This window comes from Metapseudomonas cellulosilytica (assembly GCF_049334135.1).
GTDB lineage: Bacteria > Pseudomonadota > Gammaproteobacteria > Pseudomonadales > Pseudomonadaceae > Metapseudomonas.
The window spans coordinates 36,569-53,134 of the sequence record NZ_JBHZGN010000031.1 but is presented as its reverse complement, the minus strand read 5'-3'; the positions used below and the strand labels follow the sequence as shown (position 1 = coordinate 53,134).

Here is a 16,566-nt window from a genome sequence, read left to right as displayed (position 1 = left end):
CTTGGCGGCATCGCGGCCGCCGATCACCACGGAGGCGCCGGCTTCGACCAGGCGCTTGGCGACACGTCTTCGTCGCCGACATTGTCCAAGGCCAGCAACTCTTAATTTTTGAGCTTGAGGTGCTTGACCGAATGCGCACGCTGCTCATCCAAGGAGTTGTAGTACGTATTCTGGGTGGTGCTTAGGCTGTTGTGCCGCAGGTCGGCCTGCAGGTCCTTCATGTCCCGGTGGGGCGCATCGAAAGTGGCGGATGTGTGGCGCAGCCAGTGCAGGGACGCCGAGCGCAACTGGTCGATTTCGTCATCGCTCCAGCCTTCCTCGGCCATCCGCGCCAGGGAACGGTCGAATACGTCCTGCAACAGCAAGCGGATATGTCGATCGGACAGCCCGGCGCGGCCCTTCAGGGTACTGATCAGCGGCGTCTTCTCATGAGCGGAGGGCAGGGGAGGGAGCTGCAGGTGCTGGCGGTACCGCACCAGGTAGGTCTGGATGTACTCGTCCCGGATGCTGATCTTCGCCGCCTTGTTGCCCTTGCCCACCACATGGAACCACCAGTTGCCGGTGCTATCACGGCGAATGTCGCCCATGGTCGGCGTCCAGTTGTCCCGCCCGACCAGGTCGGAAACCCGCAGGTACATGGCGAACAGCGTGGCGACGATGAACAGCGTGCGCTCATGCACTGTGTCTTCCGTGGCCATGATTTCCGCCGTCTCGATGACGTAGCTCCACTGCAACTGGGTCAGCGAGCGCGAGGCGACATCCAGGGTATTGCGCTGCTTGTAGATGGATTTCTGCTTCACGGCGCGGAACGGATTGACCTCGGTGAGCCCTTCATCGATGGCGTGCTGGAAGAAGCTTCCGCAGACGGCGAAGACCTGGGCGACCGACCCCTGGGACATTCGGTAGGCGCGGGAGGGAAGGGCGGTCACCGATTCAGCGGCGATCTTGCGCTCGCGCTTGGCGATGGTGGTGCTGAATGGACGCCATTCGCTGTTGAGAGTGTAGGTATCCGATTCCAGCTTTTTCCTGCCGCCGGTTCGCAGGAAACGGGACTTCACCACCGGGCCAATCCAGTCGGCCGGGGGGTTGAGGCAGAACTCCATAAAGGCCTCGGCGTCCCGGCGACGTAGCTCCAGCAGGGGTTTGCGCGCAACCAGGAGCGACCACAGCAGCAGGCGCTCGACGTGAGTCCGATAGGAGCTGAACGTCGCTTCGTTGCCGGCATAGGACTTGAGAAAGGATCGGACAGCGCGATAGCCCTCAATAGCCTGGCTTTCCTCGGGGAAGTCCTGAAGAAAGTCGCGCACCACGGGAAGTTCGCCACTCAGATGCAGGAAGTTAAGGTCGTGGAAGCGATCGAAGGTCTCGAAGAGCGGCTGCGGAAAATGCGCCATGCTGAAAGATGGTCCTGGAGGAAGTTTAAACGGAGGTGTCTAGCATGAGACTTTCAGGGGGCATTATGCAATATCCGGGTCTGGTGATTATCGGATATAACATGGATGAACACCCAACTTCGGGCGGGAAGGCGTCAGCTGCTTTCTAAGCAACCGCCTGGGATTCCAGCGTTTAATTCAAGTGCTTCAAAGCACGGATCATTCAACGATCGAATACAGAGTAAGCCGTGAAGAACTCTACCTTGATCCGTTTTCATTTATCTCCATTAATCAACCGCTTACGGTTCCGGCTGGACGGTTGCGGCAGGATTCCAGGTATGAGACTGGGATGCGACTTTTCCTGTGCGCACTGTTTTGTGTGCTGGATGAGCGTTTCAGGCAACCGAATTCCAATTTGAACGCCGCGCGATGAGCCATTGTCTCCGGACTGCGGGCGTTGTCAGGGAGCACGCGCTGGAAATGAAACTGATCACGAGTGCGCCGTTCACCAACTCAAGATCGCCGGCGTCTGAACCTTGGGTCCCAATAGAAAGTCTCGACGAAAGAAACTCGCACGCAGCCAAAGCAACGAAGACGAGTACGAGAATGAAGCGAACAGGAAATCTATCCGTTGCGTGGATACCTCAAGCAAGTCGGACCAGATTTGAGCGCGAGTTTGAAGAGAGCCGAACGCGCAAAGAGTCTGAACGCGCAAAGAGAAGGCTCAGGTTTATCAAAGGACAGGAATTCGGTCAGAGGGCTGACGTCGAGATGTGCTGGGAAGCGTACCGACTGGCAAATCCATTAGTACGTATAATCTATATTATGTTAAATCACATGTTGGGCGCCCGAACGATTGAAGTGCTCTTCTACTGTTCAGCGCTCCGAACTAAAAAGTTGAAATTTCGAGAACTAATTCTTTGAAAATTCGCTTGCCGCACATTCGTAAAACTTTAGTTGCCTGGGCTGCGGGGTGCTGCCCAGCACATCCTCGGCCTTCGAGAGGATCTCAGCAAAGCGCCAAACCTTGGCGCTTTGCTCGGACGTCAAGACGAATTGCTGAGTCATAGTCTGCCGCCGCAATGATCGTTCGGTCACGCCGGCGATCCTGGGCGGATTGCCTGGGTCGAGCCGCCCATTCAAGAAGCCTTTCACCGAATTCGCTGCATCGGTGCTGCTGCGCAATTTGGCGGCTAAACGCTGAGCCATGTTCAATCTCTGCGGAAGGTGACGAGTTTTGACCATAGGCCCGGCTCACGCGACCAGCAATGCTTTAATTTAGTTTGGCGACGCCCGGGCACAGCGGTTGGAGCCAAGGTGACCGCAGCCATCGCGCTGGACTGCAAGTAATTCCTGCTCCGCCAGCTGAGACCTAACGCGTGAGAACGGTGTTTTTGTGGAAAGCAGGACTTAAATCGAGCGCACAAGGCTCGGGGCAGGAAGTGGCATTGCGGCACACGAAAGCTTGACTCGCCAAGGCCTGGTCAAATCACCAGTATGTGCGCTTGCATCCGTCTAATACTGCCGCGCCGCCCTGCCCCATTGTCTTTTCGCAGATAGGCGGCTACCAGAACAGCCGCTGGATCGACACTCGTCTCAACTTTCGGATGAGTTATAACGATTGAAGTTACGTCCAATACCAAGTGGATATGCGACTCGATCGTTGGGAGACTTCAGATAACACCTAATGACAGCGAGTCTGCTGCATTTGAAAAAAAAGATACTTCATCAGTTACTGGGGATTTCGGTCTCTCTGGTCACATCCCAACCTAGACAAGTATCTACCCATAGGCGGTGTCTTTGAATAATCCATCGCAACGCTTGTGAGAATTAATTCCTGTTTGGATCGCTGCAGTGAAACCTTAACATCATTTTCCATAGGATATTTATGATGCATCATTGAAAACAGAAGCAGTCTTTGCAAAGTCTCTTTCTCTTGCATCAACACCCAAATTAGCGTAGGAGCCTCTTCATCTTCAGGGTGACTGATCCAGCCATGAAACGCTAGTGACGCCGCCGCTGCAGTTTTTAGGGACATAAGCTCCCAATCAAACAGATCTATAGACGAAGGCCAGTTAGCAACTCCCTCATTGCCAAATCGTTTCCTGCTGTAGAGCTTGTCAAGCAAGGAAAAAAGCTCGTGGCGCACTAAAAAAAGTGGCGGACTCATGCAAGACAAGCAAAGGTACGAAAGAAAATTATCTCGCAGCCAGCGACGATGCTTTGCAAATTTCGGCGTTCGACTGCGCAACAAGATGATTATATAAGCCAGCCTCGACCAGCACGGACGCCCGCACAATCGGACAATCAAAGAGGCGTCAAACCTTCCAAGGGTAGAATTGTTAACTAGTATCGTTTCTGCACACGAATCCCAATATTTTCCGTTAGCGTACGATTCACTAAGAGAAAACCATAAAGGACTCTTAAGAATGTGTTCTAGCTCAGGGTAGAGACGAGTCAGTTCATTTTGAATGGGTATTTTGGGTAAACGCCCTTCAAATAAAAGAAACCACTCTTCTTTGAGTGGTTGCTCAGGAAATTCCGAGTGGGTGCGCCGCCACCAATTAGCAAGGTGATACCCGGTGCAACCTACATTAGCCTCATGAGCTAGCGCATGCGCAAACAACTTCCCTTGAAACTGATGTACCGATCCATTAAAGACAGAAGCAGGAGTCATGCCCGTATCTAACCTGTGAGAGAACTCAACGCGTTGCGGGGGAACACGATAAAGCTCTGATCTAAAGCTTTCATCAATGTCCTCGTCATTCACATTAGCGGCACCGCTCTCTCGAGACGGCTCGCTTCTTAGAGGCTAGTCGTCGCTGCGGCTTGTTTGCGCCGAAACCTTGACACTCCGACCAGCGGTAAGGCCACGTGCCTAGTCTTAGTCCATTCCACGCAATGTGTGTTCATGGTCTGCGTCGTAATTAAGGCAAAGAATTCTTTGTGTTAACCAGCTAACAACTCTGTAAAGCAAAGATTCCTTTGTATTGCTAAGACAGAAGTCGGGGTGAAGTCTGATTCGCCCCCCCCCCGATTCTAGGCTGCAGAACCAATGCCTAGAAAAAAATTGATAAGTAATCGTTGGACGACCGCATGCGTTCGGTGAATCCAGAAATTGCTCGCAGGATCGGAAGTAGCAAGCAACCCGAAAGACCTCCTAGTCACCGCCTCAGTTCCACGCACTGGAGACGCAATGACTCAGCTGACGGCGATTCATTCGCCAGTGCGCAGGAGTCGCTCCCAATCCCGGGTTAGCAAGTCTTGGCAGGCTTGCGGTGCACCACCGAAGCAGCGATTGGACACGACGGCCATTTCGCTCTCAGTCCCGTACCTGATTGGCTGGCCATCCTGGTCGAGCAAGACTCCGCCACTGGCACGCAGTAACGCGTGCCCGGCCGCCACGTCATGGGCCGACACCGGATACAGCGAGACTGCGCAAACGGCGTCACCGGCCGCGACTCGCGCCAAGCGGTAGGCAATACTTGGCATCGCATGAAACTGAGCGGGCGCACAGAGCTCAGCGTTTACCTGAGGTTTAGTCTCGGCAGCCGCACTCACCATGACCACGGCCAGGTCACTTAGTCGCTGCTGACGGAGGTCATTCACGACGGGTTGGCCATTGCGCAAAAGGTGCGGTAATCCCTCGGCCCAAGCGATGCAGTCAGCGCCGCGATCTGACGTAACCGGCGCATGCACGACACCCAGCACCGGCAGTGCATCTCGCAAGAGCCCGACCGCGATGGCCGAGCCCTTTCGCCCCTTCAGGAAGTCGCTGGTGCCGTCATTGGGATCGATCACCCAACACCATGGATGCCCGGTCAGGATATGCCCGGTTTCCTCACCCCAGAAGTCGCAGGGCAAGAGCTGTAATAACGCTTCGCGCAGCTGTTGCTCGATCTCCACGTCCACGGGTGCCTTGTCGCCATAACCGCGCGGCCCATCGGCTCGGGCCCATTCGGCCGCCAACCGCTTCCCGGCCTGGAGCACCTGAGCTACTACTTGGTCGAGTAACGCTTTGAGGACGGGCTGGTACATGTACGGAGCCTGTATAGAGCTAGTGAAGGTAGGACCCAGTCCTGGCCAACGACAGGGCAGGAATTATCCTACATATCCAGACGTACCTGACTACCGCCGCCTGCTGAGGCTGGCTCCCCTCCCCTCGCTCCCTGTTCGCCGGGCTCAAGTGCCAAACGCCGGGCCGGAGATTCGACCGCCACCGGCGTTGGTTACTGCGCGTTGAGGCAACCGACGTGCCAGGCGAACCTGTCCTCTACTGGTATACACCGTACTCGATCCGCGCCAGAAAGGCGGCCAGCTGCTCGTAGTCGGCGGGCTCTTTGATCAGGTCCAACGGGACCTGCCGGTTAAGCCCCATTGCCGGAACGGTGAGCCAGCGTTCTGCCGCGGCGCCAGAACCAAACACAACTTCTGCGTGGGCGGAAACGGCAATCAATCTGAGCAATCGCTCACCTTGGGCGGGCTTCAACTGCGCAGAAGGCTCGTGCAGCCAGCGCCGCAATGTTCGATCAGAAATGCCCAGCGCGCGGCACACCAGTGGACGCTTTCTAAGAATTGGTGCTCGCCGCGCGGCGTGAAGCAGCTCGTTGAGCGTCATACTGGTGCCGGGCACTGCGAAAGCCTTTGCCGAAAGCCCAGCCTGCAATGCTTGTTCGACCGCTCGCTGCGCCAGGGCTTCCAGTGGGTTGATGGATGACTCGCGAGCTACATTCATCTTGTTAGTCCTCAGTACGCTGCTGGCGCCCTGCCCTCCCACCCTGAGGCCCATGAGGTGCCGCCTGTCTCTTCAAGGCGAGACAGCGATAAAGCCAGCCGCCCAACGTAGGCTGGCACAGACCTAGCTTCGTCACCAGTATGGGCGCTGGCAGAGGCTTCACTGGGGCGGCGTGGGGATTCTACGCCGACCGCACTGGTGAGGAAGCTGACAGCGATAAAACGTGGTCGCCGACGACAGTGCTGACGCCGATTGCGCTTCGTCTGTTAGGCGTGAGCACTGACAGCCAACCTGATCCGCCCGCGTCCGCTTGGGCCGGAAGCGAGGAAAAGCATGGCTACCCATATCCATAGGAGGCTTGGCCGATGAGGTGGAAATTGATGTGCCGTGACGCTGCTGACGGCAGCGGCGACCTGATCCTGGAGCTGCCGGACGACCTACTCCAGGCCGCTGGATGGAAGGCAGGCGACATCCTGGAACTGGAGGGCGACCTGGCCAATGGTGGCGCCATTCAACTGAAGAACACGGTTCTGTGCGACGTGTGTGGAACTAGCACTGCCGAAACCGGGCATGGTGTGCTTCAGGCGCAGTGGCGAGATGGCGAGCGCGAAGGGCTACGCCTGTGCAAGCTCTGCTTCGACTACGCAATGGCCACCCTCCGCCGAGAGCACGAGCTAAGCCACCTGTTTGACGAGGGTGAGCGGTGATCCAGCACCGCGATTAAATCCGGCGCCTTAGATCCTGGAACACCCGCACGGCGAGTTCCCCGCGGTCCCTTCCATTCAAATGGACGAGCCTCTGGAAGAGTGAGACGCCGAGCGGTTTGTCTAATGCGCCCCCTCTCGAAGTCGTGGCTCATTGCAGCCAACTGTCGACGATTGCCGCACCGTATTCCTGCTTCCAGGCCTTCAACACCTTGTGGTTGCCGCCCTTGGTCTCAACCACTTCGTTGGTGTGCGGATTCTTGTAGCGTTTGACCTGGCGTTCACGCCGCTTGGTCTTCGCCGGCGCTAGCAGCTTCGTACGCCCGGTCGACGGCTGCAGAAGGGAAATGATATCGCCCAGCTTTTTGCCGTAACCATCCATCAACTGCCGCAGCTTGCGTTCGAACTCAATTTCCTGGTTCAAGCGCTTGTCGTTCTTCATCGCTTCGAGTTCGGCCAACTGCTCCGACAGTTGCTGCTCCAAGGCGCGATATTCCACAAGTTTTGACATGGACCTTCTCCGGAATTTGATAGGTAAATCATCCTTCACAAGAAGTATGGCTGGCCATAAGGGGTCATGCAGTTTGAGTTATCCCGGAGCTAATCCCTTAGAAGGCATGGCGCCTATGATTGCGAATACAAGCCAATCCGTTGTGTGGGGCAGACAAATGGAAGGCAGTGCAATGACAAACTCATCTCTACGAATTGCACCTGCCCTCGCCTCCAGTATGCAGCGGGCACGGGCCCATCTGGAGGTGGTTAAATCAAGGGCTACTAAGCCCCTGATTCTTATCGTGCTCTGTGCCTCATCTAAGCTTACAGCTGACGGTAAACCTTCGCGGTGTCCTCTTCGAAATGACGGAGTTCTTCCTGCCGGCGCGATTCTGACCAGCCGAGGTTTGTAGCCGCTTCCTGGGAAAGAGCCTCAGCTCGCTCACGGCCTAGATCCGGATCGAGTCCCTCACGCAGTCGGCGTCGAATCAGATCCGAAAGGCGCACAATATGTTCATCTGAAATGATCCGCTTAATATCCGAAAGGTCCACGTTATTACCGCCAACCAAGCCTTGAGGTGGAACTCCCCTCCTCCCCAATCGAGACTCGACCGCTGCGGCGATCATTCTGGCCGCATGCCGATGCAACATAATTGTTGAGCCTGTGAGCGTTAGCAATCCTGTTTTTCCAGGTTCCTCGGATAGGCGGACAGGCAGGCTAGTTGAATGACCAGTCTTAGTCGAAGTAGGCCGAACACCACACCAGCAGTGGTGTACATGGGCACGGGTCAGCTTCAGGTCCGGAAATAACCGGTTGGCCTCTCCCAGGATATAATCAATCTCCCAATCTTGAACTCGGACATCGTCCGGATTATCGGTACATACCGACTCAGTTGGGCCGATAAAGTGGTAATTCCGCCAGGGAAACACATAGAAAGGTTCATTCTTGCTTGAAAATGCTTCGAGCCCCTGCCCTCTGTAGGAATCAGGTAGCCGAACCATGACATTGACGCCCTTAATACCTATCACTCTTTTTGCAGTGGCGCCCCCGGCCCCTGGCACACGATCAACCCATGGCCCTGCGGAGTTGATCACGATACGAGCCTTTACACGAGCACGGCCAATGCTCTCGGGGGCACGTTCATTCAGAGTGACTTCCCACAGGCCGTTGACCTGGCCAATGTTGACTACCTCAGCATAAGTGCGAATCGTTGCGCCGCGTCTCTCTGCGTCCAACGCGGTGTCCACGCAAATGCGTTCCGGCCAGGCGTACATGTACTCCTCAAACACACCGATGCCTGTCAGTGAACCACCCAGGCCGGCCACTAAGGCACTGTCCTTTGCGGCGTCTGCATGTGAGCGCCTGCGGTAGGACAATGGAACCTTCCAGCCACCGAGAGCCTCCACAAGCCGAAAGCCCAGATCGACTAACCAAGTGGGATAGCGATCGCCTTTTCGAAACGGATAGTGAAAGCGATGTTTGGTTAAGTGTTGAGGCATTTCGGTAACCAGTTCAGCTCGACACTGCATCACATCACGCGTATAGCGTAATTTCTGCAGCATATCGAATGGGCGAAAGACCATTTGCCACAGTGGATATCGAGCAGCGAGATAGCCCAGCCCCGAGTAAAGCATTCGACTTGATCTTGAAGAGGTTCCAGCCCCAATATCCCCGCGGTCGACTAAAAGCGTCCTGAAATTACGCCCCGCAAGCTGACGCGCAGCTGCACAGCCCACTGCCCCCGCACCAATTACGATCACGTCGTAGATCTCGCCTTCAAAATTTCCCAGTGCTGGACGATTCATTTTTATGCCTCGCTAACCCGGTTGGGTCGCTGTGGTGGGTGTGGGCAAAAAAAATGCTGCGCATCCTTTCGGATGGCAGCATAAAGCGCGTGGAACCTAACGCATTCAACTCAACTGATAACTCGTTTTCACCTTGGTGAAGAATTCACGTGCATAGGTACCCTGCTCGCGCGGACCGTAACTGGAGCCGCGGTTCCCGCCGAAAGGCACATGGTAGTCAACGCCTGCGGTCGGCAGATTCACCATAACCATGCCCGCCGAAGAATTCCGTTTGAAGTGTTCGGCGTGCTTGAGTGAAGTGGTCACGATCCCTGCTGAGAGTCCAAACTGGGTGTCCTCAGCGGCTGCAAAGGCCTCTTCGTAGTTTCGTACTTTGAGGACACTGAGTACCGGCCCGAAGATCTCTTCCCGATAGATGCGCATGGTCGGTTTCACATCGAGGAACAGTGCCGGTTCAAGGAAGTACCCCCCTTCGCGGACGATGACCTCACCGCCGCAGACCAAGGTGGCACCTTCAGCCAGACCTGATTGAATGAAGTCCAGGTCAACTTCCAGTTGCTTCGCATCCACTACCGGGCCGATGTCCGTCTTCGGATCAAGGGCGTCGCCCACTTTCAGCGCTCGGGTGCGCTCAACCAGTCGTGCCACAAACTCGGGATAGATGCCTTCGGTGACAATCAGCCTCGAGCTGGCGGTGCAGCGCTGGCCCGTCGAAAAGAACGAGCCCTGGATCGCTACGTCGAGTGCCACTTCAATGTCTGCATCATCCAGAACGATAAGTGGATTCTTTCCACCCATTTCCAGCTGCACCTTGGCCATCCGCTCGACCGCAATGGCGGCGATCTGGCGGCCAGTCTGCTCAGAACCGGTGAAGCTGATGGCCTGGACCAGCGGGTGCCGCATAACCGTATCACCGACACTGCGACCAGGACCGATCAACATGTTGAATACACCGGCGGGCAGTCCCGAGCGGGAGATGATATCGGCCAGCGCCCAGGCAGAGGACGGCACAAGTTCAGCTGGTTTGAAGACCACACAATTTCCGAAGCACAGGGCCGGAGCGATCTTCCAGGCAGGGATAGCAATAGGGAAGTTCCAAGGGCTGATGATCCCCACCACGCCAACAGGCTGACGGGTGATATCGATGCCGACGCCGGGGCGCACCGAGTCGATTTTCTCGCCCGCGGTTCGAAGCGCTTCTTGCGCATAGAACTTGAACGAGCGGCCGGCTCGGTCTACCTCACCGAGTGCTTCGCGCACCACCTTGCCCTCTTCCCGAGCCAGCAATCTGGCTAGCTCTTCACGGCGCTCCAAGATCTCGGTGCCAATGCGATCCAGCACATCAGCTCGAAATTGCGGGTTACTGACGGCCCACTCAACGGCTGCCTCGTGCGCTGCCTCTACCGCCAAACTAGCGAGTGCCGCGTCGGCACGAGCAAAACGATCGACAACTTCGCTCGGATTCGAGGGATTCCTGTTCTCCAGGATTTGCTCGTCACCTCGGACCTCGACAAATTGACCGTTTACGAAACTGCTTTTGATGCCCACGCTCATCGTGCCCCCCCAACGTTCAGGACTTCGGAACTGGTTGAGCGAACGAACTGCGCTATGTTCCCAACGGACTGATCAATCAGGCCTTGCATTGCGTCTTGACTGCTCCAGGCAACATGGGGATTGAGGATGAAATTGTGTTGACCGACGAGCTGGAAAATTGGGTCATCGGGGTTGGCTGGCTCGTTTACTAACACATCCAGAGCAGCACCTCCGATTCGTCCACTCTTGACGGCATCGATCAAAGCAGACTCGTTGACTACTCCCCCTCGTCCGGTGTTCACGATTACGGCGCTATGTTTCATTTGCGCCAGTTCGTTCGCGCCCACCAAGTCACGAGTCTCTTCGGTCAGGGGGCAGTTGATCATCAGTACGTCGCTGCGCTGCAGCAGCAGGTCTAAAGGAACGTAGTCCGTTCCTTCATAGCGCCCACCGCGATCGTGAATGATCACGTTCATGCCAATGCCTGTGCCCAGCTCGGCGACTCGCTTGGCGATAGGCCCGTTACCGACGATGCCAAGGACCCGGCCGCGAAGGTCGCGAATGGGGTAGTCGAAGTAGATGTTCTTCGGTACCTGACTGCCGCTTTGCACCTGTTGCATCAGACGGTCGTAACTGGACACCTTGCGGAACAGCTCGAACATCATGGCCACGGAATGCTCGGCTACAGTATTGGTCGCGTAGCCTGGGACGTTGGTGACCTTGATGCCGTGTTCGCGGCAATAGTCCAGGTCGACGATGTCGGTACCCGTCAGCGCCAGTGAAATCATCTGCAGGTCGGGCAATCGGGCCAGTTGCTCCTTGCGCAACGGAACGCTACAAGTCAGGGCGATCGTGGCCCCCTGCAGATGCTCCACCACTTCCTCCGGCTGGGTATAAGGGTAGCTAACCCAATCGTGCCTGAAGGGCAGCGTTGGCATGACGACATTCGGTCCAATGCCTTCGTGATCGAGAAATACGACGCGATGCTTCATCTAGTGATTTCCTACTTCTTCTGCGCGGGGACGTAGCCAGCCGGCGCCAGTGCGGCAAGCTGACTAGTGACGAAGCTGGCATCCTGATCTGCATCCTCCAGAGACTCTTTGCGAACCAGGGCATCGCGAACAAGGTGAGCGCCGATGAAGCGGAACGGCTCCGGCGGGAACAGTTTCATCTTCTGATTCACGAGACCACAGTTGGCCCACTCATCGTTGGCTTCTTCTACCAGCGACTTGATGATGCGGCTGGCAAACACGGTGGTGGCGACACCATTCCCGGAGAAGCCGATGCCAAAGACGATGTTCGGGTGGCCACCCAATTGACCAAAGTTCGGAAGACCTTTCATTGCGCGGTCGATCGGGCCGGTCCAGTTGCTAACCACCGGCACGTCAGCCAACTGGGGATAGAACCGGTACATTTCAGCGGCGACCTTTTCGGCAGCGGGAGACGGCCGCTCGTACAGATCGCCGATTTGGCCGGCGAAACCGAATTGACCCAGAGGCTTGCCAAAAACAATCCGACCATCCGGCGTATTGCGGTAATAGTTCAGCACGGTGCGTGAATCGGTGATGCATTCGCCACCGCTGAAGCCAATCTGGTCCAAGCGGTTCTTGACGGGAGCAGTCGCCACCATGTCACTGGACATGATCGCGATCATGCGGCGCAATTCGGGGAACTGCGCACCCCAGGCGTTCATGGCCACGACGACCTTCTTGGCCTGAATTTGGCCACGGGCCGTATGCACGATCGGACGTTCAGAGCGCTCCAAATGGGTCAGCGGCGATTTTTCATAGATCACGACACCCAGTTTGAGGGCAACCCGGCGCAGGCCGCGTGCCAGCATGGCCGGTTGAACGGTAGCTGCGTTAGGGTCGAAGATGCCGCCCATCATCCGTGGGGAGCCGGTACGTTGGCGCACCTGCTCGCGAGTGAGCTGCTGGAAGGGATTCACACCGTGACGTTCCAGGTTGTCAGTGAGGACTTTCCAGGAGTCCACCTGGCGCTGGTTGCTCGCGGTCCACAACCAGCCATCCTTGCGGTACTGCGCATCGATCTGATGTTCGCGGCAAAAGCTGCCGATCTCGTCGATCGCCGACTCAGCTGCCTCACAGATTCTGCGCGCTTCTTTCTCTCCGCAGATGCTCATCACGGACAGGTACTTGGCCCACCAGTTGGTGGCAATCCCACCATTGCGTCCACTGGCGCCGGAACCGCACCGATCACGCTCGACGATTACAATTCGCCATTCGGGATGGGCTTGTTTGAGTCGGATAGCCGACCACAGCCCGAGGTACCCACCACCGACGATGCATACGTCTGCGTGTTCGTTGCCCTCGAGCGAAGGCGCGAGATGAGAGTCGAGGTCGAGAGCTTGTGCATACCAGAAGCCACGGTACATGTCTTGTTCACCCAAAGTGAAAGTGAATGGTTCGTGACAATGGTGCCCAGTTGGCCTGGTGGTCACTATCAGGTTAAGGACAATTGCTAGAAGCCTTATGCCGGACGTACTAACTCGCGCCCCAAGACAAGTGCACTCCTCTCTCCAACCTGGACAGGAGAGGCTAACGGCATGTCAGGTAAGAAATTTCGATGCTCGATGCGAGCACGGGATGGGGCGAGAAAGGCTTGGGCCGGGTTTGGGCGACGGTGAGCTTGAAGCGTCATGAGACGCCAACCGTTTGCAAACGGCTGTGTCGGACTGGAGCTAGGGATCGATCACCAGATCGGAGATCGGGCGGCTGCAACGGAACAGACGCTTGCCGTTATCGACTTCTCGCTGCCGAATGCAGCCGTTGTGCCGTACGTCGACAGCACCAATGCCGAAGCTTTCCTGGCCATGGCCCGCACCCAATAGCATCCGCTTCACCACCTCCATGTAGCTGGGAGGACCGCGGGTAAAGTCCTCCCGCTCCATTCGCTAGCAGACCCGGAAGCAGCTGACCGCCTCTGCCATCGGTACGAAGAGGTTGCAACTCTCAAACTTTGCCCCCTGGGGTGGCTGAGCCGCCCCGTAGCCAGTCGATCAAGTTGCTGATTGTTGGGGTGAGTAGTCGGCCGCTGGGTAGCACAACGTAATATGAGTCCTTGGCTTTTAGGGAAAAATTGGTCAAGCGAACAAGCTCGCCGGATTCCAGTTGAGGCTCAATCAGACGCCGCCAGCCGAGCGCCACGCCCTGTCCGTGTCGAGCCGCCTGCAGGGCATCGGTATAGAGACTGCAACGTAGCGCGTACTTCAAGCGGGTCGGTTTGAATCCAAGCTCCTTGAACCATGAGTCCCAGGTCATCCAACCTTCAGATGTTGCGTCATAGTCAATGAGCTCGCTATAGGAGAGCTCCTCAAGGGCTTGCGGCATTTCATTGTTAGCCAGCCAAGATGGCGAACAGACAGGGAATATTTCCTCGTCGAACAAGAAAATTGAAGTTCCATCATTCCAGGTTCCGTCTCCATAACGCACGGCAAGGTCAATATCATGGTGACGCAGATCTGCGGTGAACATCTGAGTGGTAAGGCGTAACTTTAGATCTGGCTGGACCATCTTGAGCCCAGCCAATCTAGGCAATATTCGGAGTTGGGAGACCGCGGCTGTCGTCGTAAGTACCAGTTCCTGTTCGGACGTTCCGCTGGAGAGCTTTTCGAAGACCCCTGCTATCTTTTGCATGGATTCCGCTACGACCGAAAAGAGGGACTCGCCTTCGACAGTGAGCTTTATTGAGCGGTGGAGCCTGTGGAACAGCTTCACGCCCAATGTATCCTCCAGAAGTCTCACCTGTTTGCTGACAGCGGCCTGGGTCACTCCCAATTCCTTCGCTGCAAGCGTGAAGCTGCTCAGCCTGGCAACGGCCTCGAACTCCACCAGCGCTGTCAGGGATGGGATCAGCCTGCGGTAACCCTTGTTGCTTGTGCTTGTCACGGTCATTTCCACCATCTGCTTGCAGTCCGCTACCCAGCCGCGGCACGCCTTTTTGCCCGATCATATGAGGGAATTCCAGTGCAATCGCCTGGAGAAATCCGCGATTTTTCCTTGGGAAACGCCAGCTGTCCGAAATCCGGGCACTACCTGTCCTAAACCTTATAAAGGCTGTGTCCGGTGTTATATTTAAGACAGAGGAGTCGGCCTAATCTGGGCATGTGGAAAGTCTGTCATGTGGCGTTCACATGCGCACTGTAGCGCCGGTTCGGGTCCAGCCCTCATCGTCGCCCACCGAAACACGAGGACGCGAGGACAACAATAATGAAGACTTCAAGCGCATACGAAACACCGGCCGATGAGGGATTGGAAATCCCTGTGAAACCCGATCTTCGCGTCGGGTTCATCCTGATGAATCATTTCACCCTTGTCCCGGTCGCCGGTTTGGTGGACTCCCTCCGCTTCGCCGCCGATAAGTCATTCCGCAGCCAGCAGATTTTCTGCAAATGGGACTGGATGACCTGTAATGATCAACCGGTCACGGCCAGTTGTGGAATGCCGGTATCCCCGACCAAGCCTTTGGGCGTCATCGGGCAATACGACTATGTAGTGCTGGCCGGAGGACTGCTTGACGAGACTCGCGATCCACCGGAGTGGTTGCTCGACCTCCTTCGCGAGCTTCATGCCGCGAAGACTCCGATCATTGCGCTTTGCTCCGGCTCTTTTGTCCTCGGAAAGGCCGGCTTGCTCGATGGACGCCGCTGTGCGGTGCACTTCACCATCCGCGACGAGTTCAAGCAGCGCTACCCGAGCGCTGAGGTGCTGGTGGACAAGAGTTACGTCGACGACGATGGCATCATTACCTGCCCTGGTGGTACAGCAATCGATCTCGCAGCGAACCTGATCAGTCGTCACTGCGGAGCGATTCGCGCGCAAAAAGGCCTCGAGTACTTGCTCGTAGACGATGAAGAAATCCAACGTCAGGCGCCTAACGAAAAATCCCGCGTGACTGAGCTGCACATCTACAAGAATGATATGGTCGAACGCGCGATCGCCTATATGTGCACACACATGGATGCACCCAGCTCTTTGCGGGAGGTTGCAGAAAGCATTGGCACCAACGAACGCCAGCTGCATCGCGCATTCATGTCCAATACCAATGAGTCGCCTGCGCAGTATTGGCGCAAGCTTCGCCTGGATCATGCGAAGAAATTGTTGATGAACACCAGCCAGCACGTCACCCAAATTGCGTACGCTACTGGTTTCTCGGATGCATCGCATTTCATCCTTTGGTTCCGCAAACAGTTCGGCGAGACCCCCAGCTCGTTCCGTAAGCGTCGCCATGACGTCGAGAAGCTCCTCAACACCGGACATTAAGGTCCGCCCTCCTCCTGACAGCATGCGTAAGACGAGCAAGGATGCTCGTCGTGGCTGACTTTCTGCACTGCCTCGATGGGCGTGGGAGTCCATCCGAGTTCCAGCATCGTGGGCTGTCGTGCCCGCGAGTTTTCAAGCGAAAGCGATTAACACCGAGATGGCCAGGCTCCAACGTTAATACGTAAGAGAAGGCAACTCCGATCATCAAATGCTGCATGACCGGATGCTGAGCTATCGCAAGGCGACGAAGCAGGAACCGCCTACGGAAAGCTGCATAAGAGCAGCTGCAGCGCTATGCAAGCACCCCTTCTATGATGATCAGTTGACGGTTTGCCGCGCGCAGCGCGAATGCCTTGGCCTCCGTATAGGCTGGATCTTCGTAGCAAGCCTTGGCTTGCGCATAAGACGCAAACTCCACGGCGAGTACCCTTCTACTATCGCGGGCCTCTTTTAAAGCCTCGGCGTCCAGCACTTTCAGGACGGCGCCATATCTTTCGCCAATCGGAGCCCACAACCGAGCGTATTCTTGCTGGGCCTGCGGGTCAGTGACATCAGCACCTAGAATGATCCAGTAACCCTTCATAATTTCCTCCAATATTAAACAAACGTAAAAACCGAAGCCCTTCTGCCGGCGCAGTGGG

Annotated in this window: 15 protein-coding genes; 3 read left to right on the top strand and 12 right to left on the bottom strand. The window is 56.3% G+C overall.

Annotation, left to right across the window (positions count from 1 at the left end):
• Nucleotides 1-101: 101 nt before the first annotated feature.
• From ACFW0H_RS27085 to ACFW0H_RS27065, 5 genes are all read right to left on the bottom strand, one after another.
• Nucleotides 102-1,394, bottom strand: a complete 1,293-nt coding sequence (locus ACFW0H_RS27085) for a tyrosine-type recombinase/integrase (protein ID WP_422916937.1) — start codon at nt 1,392-1,394, stop codon at nt 102-104.
• A gap of 891 nt (nt 1,395-2,285) precedes the next feature.
• Nucleotides 2,286-2,582, bottom strand: coding sequence for a hypothetical protein (locus ACFW0H_RS27080; RefSeq protein WP_422916936.1), 297 nt, complete (start codon nt 2,580-2,582; stop codon nt 2,286-2,288).
• Between the two features lie 523 nt (nt 2,583-3,105).
• Complete coding sequence (locus ACFW0H_RS27075; protein WP_422916935.1) at nt 3,106-4,143, bottom strand: hypothetical protein; 1,038 nt, start codon at nt 4,141-4,143, stop codon at nt 3,106-3,108.
• Nucleotides 4,144-4,589: 446 nt separating this feature from the next.
• On the bottom strand, nt 4,590-5,411 hold the full coding sequence (locus ACFW0H_RS27070; RefSeq protein ID WP_422916934.1) for an inositol monophosphatase family protein: 822 nt from the start codon (nt 5,409-5,411) through the stop codon (nt 4,590-4,592).
• Nucleotides 5,412-5,646: 235 nt separating this feature from the next.
• Entirely contained in the window at nt 5,647-6,108 is a 462-nt protein-coding gene (locus ACFW0H_RS27065) for an antitoxin Xre/MbcA/ParS toxin-binding domain-containing protein (protein WP_422916933.1), read from the bottom strand.
• 365 nt (nt 6,109-6,473) lie between these two features.
• Between ACFW0H_RS27065 and ACFW0H_RS27060 the strand changes: the two genes are divergently transcribed.
• Nucleotides 6,474-6,815: a hypothetical protein gene (locus tag ACFW0H_RS27060; RefSeq protein WP_422916932.1), complete on the top strand. Its 342-nt coding sequence runs from the start codon at nt 6,474-6,476 to the stop codon at nt 6,813-6,815.
• Nucleotides 6,816-6,963: 148 nt separating this feature from the next.
• On the opposite strand, the gene ACFW0H_RS27055 is transcribed toward ACFW0H_RS27060, so the two are convergent.
• The 5 genes from ACFW0H_RS27055 to ACFW0H_RS27035 all read right to left on the bottom strand — a co-directional run bounded on the left by ACFW0H_RS27055 (nt 6,964) and on the right by ACFW0H_RS27035 (nt 13,038).
• Nucleotides 6,964-7,323 (bottom strand): histone-like nucleoid-structuring protein, MvaT/MvaU family, encoded by a 360-nt coding sequence (locus ACFW0H_RS27055; RefSeq protein ID WP_422916931.1) that lies wholly within the window; start codon nt 7,321-7,323, stop codon nt 6,964-6,966.
• A 305-nt stretch (nt 7,324-7,628) separates the two neighbouring features.
• The gene (locus tag ACFW0H_RS27050; RefSeq protein ID WP_422916930.1) at nt 7,629-9,110 is read right to left on the bottom strand and encodes an FAD-dependent oxidoreductase; all 1,482 of its coding nucleotides are present in this window, start codon (nt 9,108-9,110) and stop codon (nt 7,629-7,631) included.
• 105 nt (nt 9,111-9,215) lie between these two features.
• Complete coding sequence (locus ACFW0H_RS27045) at nt 9,216-10,664, bottom strand: aldehyde dehydrogenase family protein (RefSeq protein WP_422916929.1); 1,449 nt, start codon at nt 10,662-10,664, stop codon at nt 9,216-9,218.
• Nucleotides 10,661-11,635, bottom strand: a complete 975-nt coding sequence (locus ACFW0H_RS27040) for an NAD(P)-dependent oxidoreductase (RefSeq protein ID WP_422916928.1) — start codon at nt 11,633-11,635, stop codon at nt 10,661-10,663. Before ACFW0H_RS27040 ends, ACFW0H_RS27045 begins: the two co-directional genes overlap by 4 nt.
• 11 nt (nt 11,636-11,646) lie before the next feature.
• Complete coding sequence (locus ACFW0H_RS27035; RefSeq protein ID WP_422916927.1) at nt 11,647-13,038, bottom strand: NAD(P)/FAD-dependent oxidoreductase; 1,392 nt, start codon at nt 13,036-13,038, stop codon at nt 11,647-11,649.
• Nucleotides 13,039-13,302: 264 nt separating this feature from the next.
• On the opposite strand from ACFW0H_RS27035, the gene ACFW0H_RS27030 reads away from it, so the two are divergent.
• On the top strand, nt 13,303-13,494 hold the full coding sequence (locus tag ACFW0H_RS27030; protein ID WP_422916926.1) for a hypothetical protein: 192 nt from the start codon (nt 13,303-13,305) through the stop codon (nt 13,492-13,494).
• A 121-nt stretch (nt 13,495-13,615) separates the two neighbouring features.
• Here ACFW0H_RS27030 and ACFW0H_RS27025 read toward each other — a convergent pair whose 3' ends face one another.
• Nucleotides 13,616-14,557, bottom strand: coding sequence for a LysR substrate-binding domain-containing protein (locus ACFW0H_RS27025; RefSeq protein ID WP_422916925.1), 942 nt, complete (start codon nt 14,555-14,557; stop codon nt 13,616-13,618).
• A 315-nt stretch (nt 14,558-14,872) separates the two neighbouring features.
• Between ACFW0H_RS27025 and ACFW0H_RS27020 the strand changes: the two genes are divergently transcribed.
• Nucleotides 14,873-15,925 carry a GlxA family transcriptional regulator gene (locus ACFW0H_RS27020; protein WP_422916924.1) on the top strand — a complete coding sequence of 351 codons (1,053 nt, stop codon included), beginning with the start codon at nt 14,873-14,875 and terminating at the stop codon, nt 15,923-15,925.
• 292 nt (nt 15,926-16,217) lie between these two features.
• On the opposite strand, the gene ACFW0H_RS27015 is transcribed toward ACFW0H_RS27020, so the two are convergent.
• On the bottom strand, nt 16,218-16,508 hold the full coding sequence (locus ACFW0H_RS27015) for a DUF1330 domain-containing protein (protein ID WP_422916923.1): 291 nt from the start codon (nt 16,506-16,508) through the stop codon (nt 16,218-16,220).
• Nucleotides 16,509-16,566 lie beyond the last annotated feature (58 nt).

Bases quoted from the DNA above. Each gene is read 5' to 3' on its own strand.
- ACFW0H_RS27060 (WP_422916932.1), top strand. From the start codon at position 6,474: ATGAGGTGGAAATTGATGTGCCGTGACGCTGCTGACGGCAGCGGCGAC.
- ACFW0H_RS27065 (WP_422916933.1), bottom strand. From the start codon at position 6,108: ATGAATGTAGCTCGCGAGTCATCCATCAACCCACTGGAAGCCCTGGCG.
- ACFW0H_RS27055 (WP_422916931.1), bottom strand. From the start codon at position 7,323: ATGTCAAAACTTGTGGAATATCGCGCCTTGGAGCAGCAACTGTCGGAG.
- ACFW0H_RS27045 (WP_422916929.1), bottom strand. From the start codon at position 10,664: ATGAGCGTGGGCATCAAAAGCAGTTTCGTAAACGGTCAATTTGTCGAG.
- ACFW0H_RS27035 (WP_422916927.1), bottom strand. From the start codon at position 13,038: ATGTACCGTGGCTTCTGGTATGCACAAGCTCTCGACCTCGACTCTCAT.
- ACFW0H_RS27025 (WP_422916925.1), bottom strand. From the start codon at position 14,557: ATGACCGTGACAAGCACAAGCAACAAGGGTTACCGCAGGCTGATCCCA.
- ACFW0H_RS27020 (WP_422916924.1), top strand. From the start codon at position 14,873: ATGAAGACTTCAAGCGCATACGAAACACCGGCCGATGAGGGATTGGAA.
- ACFW0H_RS27070 (WP_422916934.1), bottom strand. From the start codon at position 5,411: ATGTACCAGCCCGTCCTCAAAGCGTTACTCGACCAAGTAGTAGCTCAG.
- ACFW0H_RS27015 (WP_422916923.1), bottom strand. From the start codon at position 16,508: ATGAAGGGTTACTGGATCATTCTAGGTGCTGATGTCACTGACCCGCAG.
- ACFW0H_RS27040 (WP_422916928.1), bottom strand. From the start codon at position 11,635: ATGAAGCATCGCGTCGTATTTCTCGATCACGAAGGCATTGGACCGAAT.
- ACFW0H_RS27085 (WP_422916937.1), bottom strand. From the start codon at position 1,394: ATGGCGCATTTTCCGCAGCCGCTCTTCGAGACCTTCGATCGCTTCCAC.
- ACFW0H_RS27050 (WP_422916930.1), bottom strand. From the start codon at position 9,110: ATGAATCGTCCAGCACTGGGAAATTTTGAAGGCGAGATCTACGACGTG.
- ACFW0H_RS27030 (WP_422916926.1), top strand. From the start codon at position 13,303: ATGAGACGCCAACCGTTTGCAAACGGCTGTGTCGGACTGGAGCTAGGG.
- ACFW0H_RS27080 (WP_422916936.1), bottom strand. From the start codon at position 2,582: ATGGCTCAGCGTTTAGCCGCCAAATTGCGCAGCAGCACCGATGCAGCG.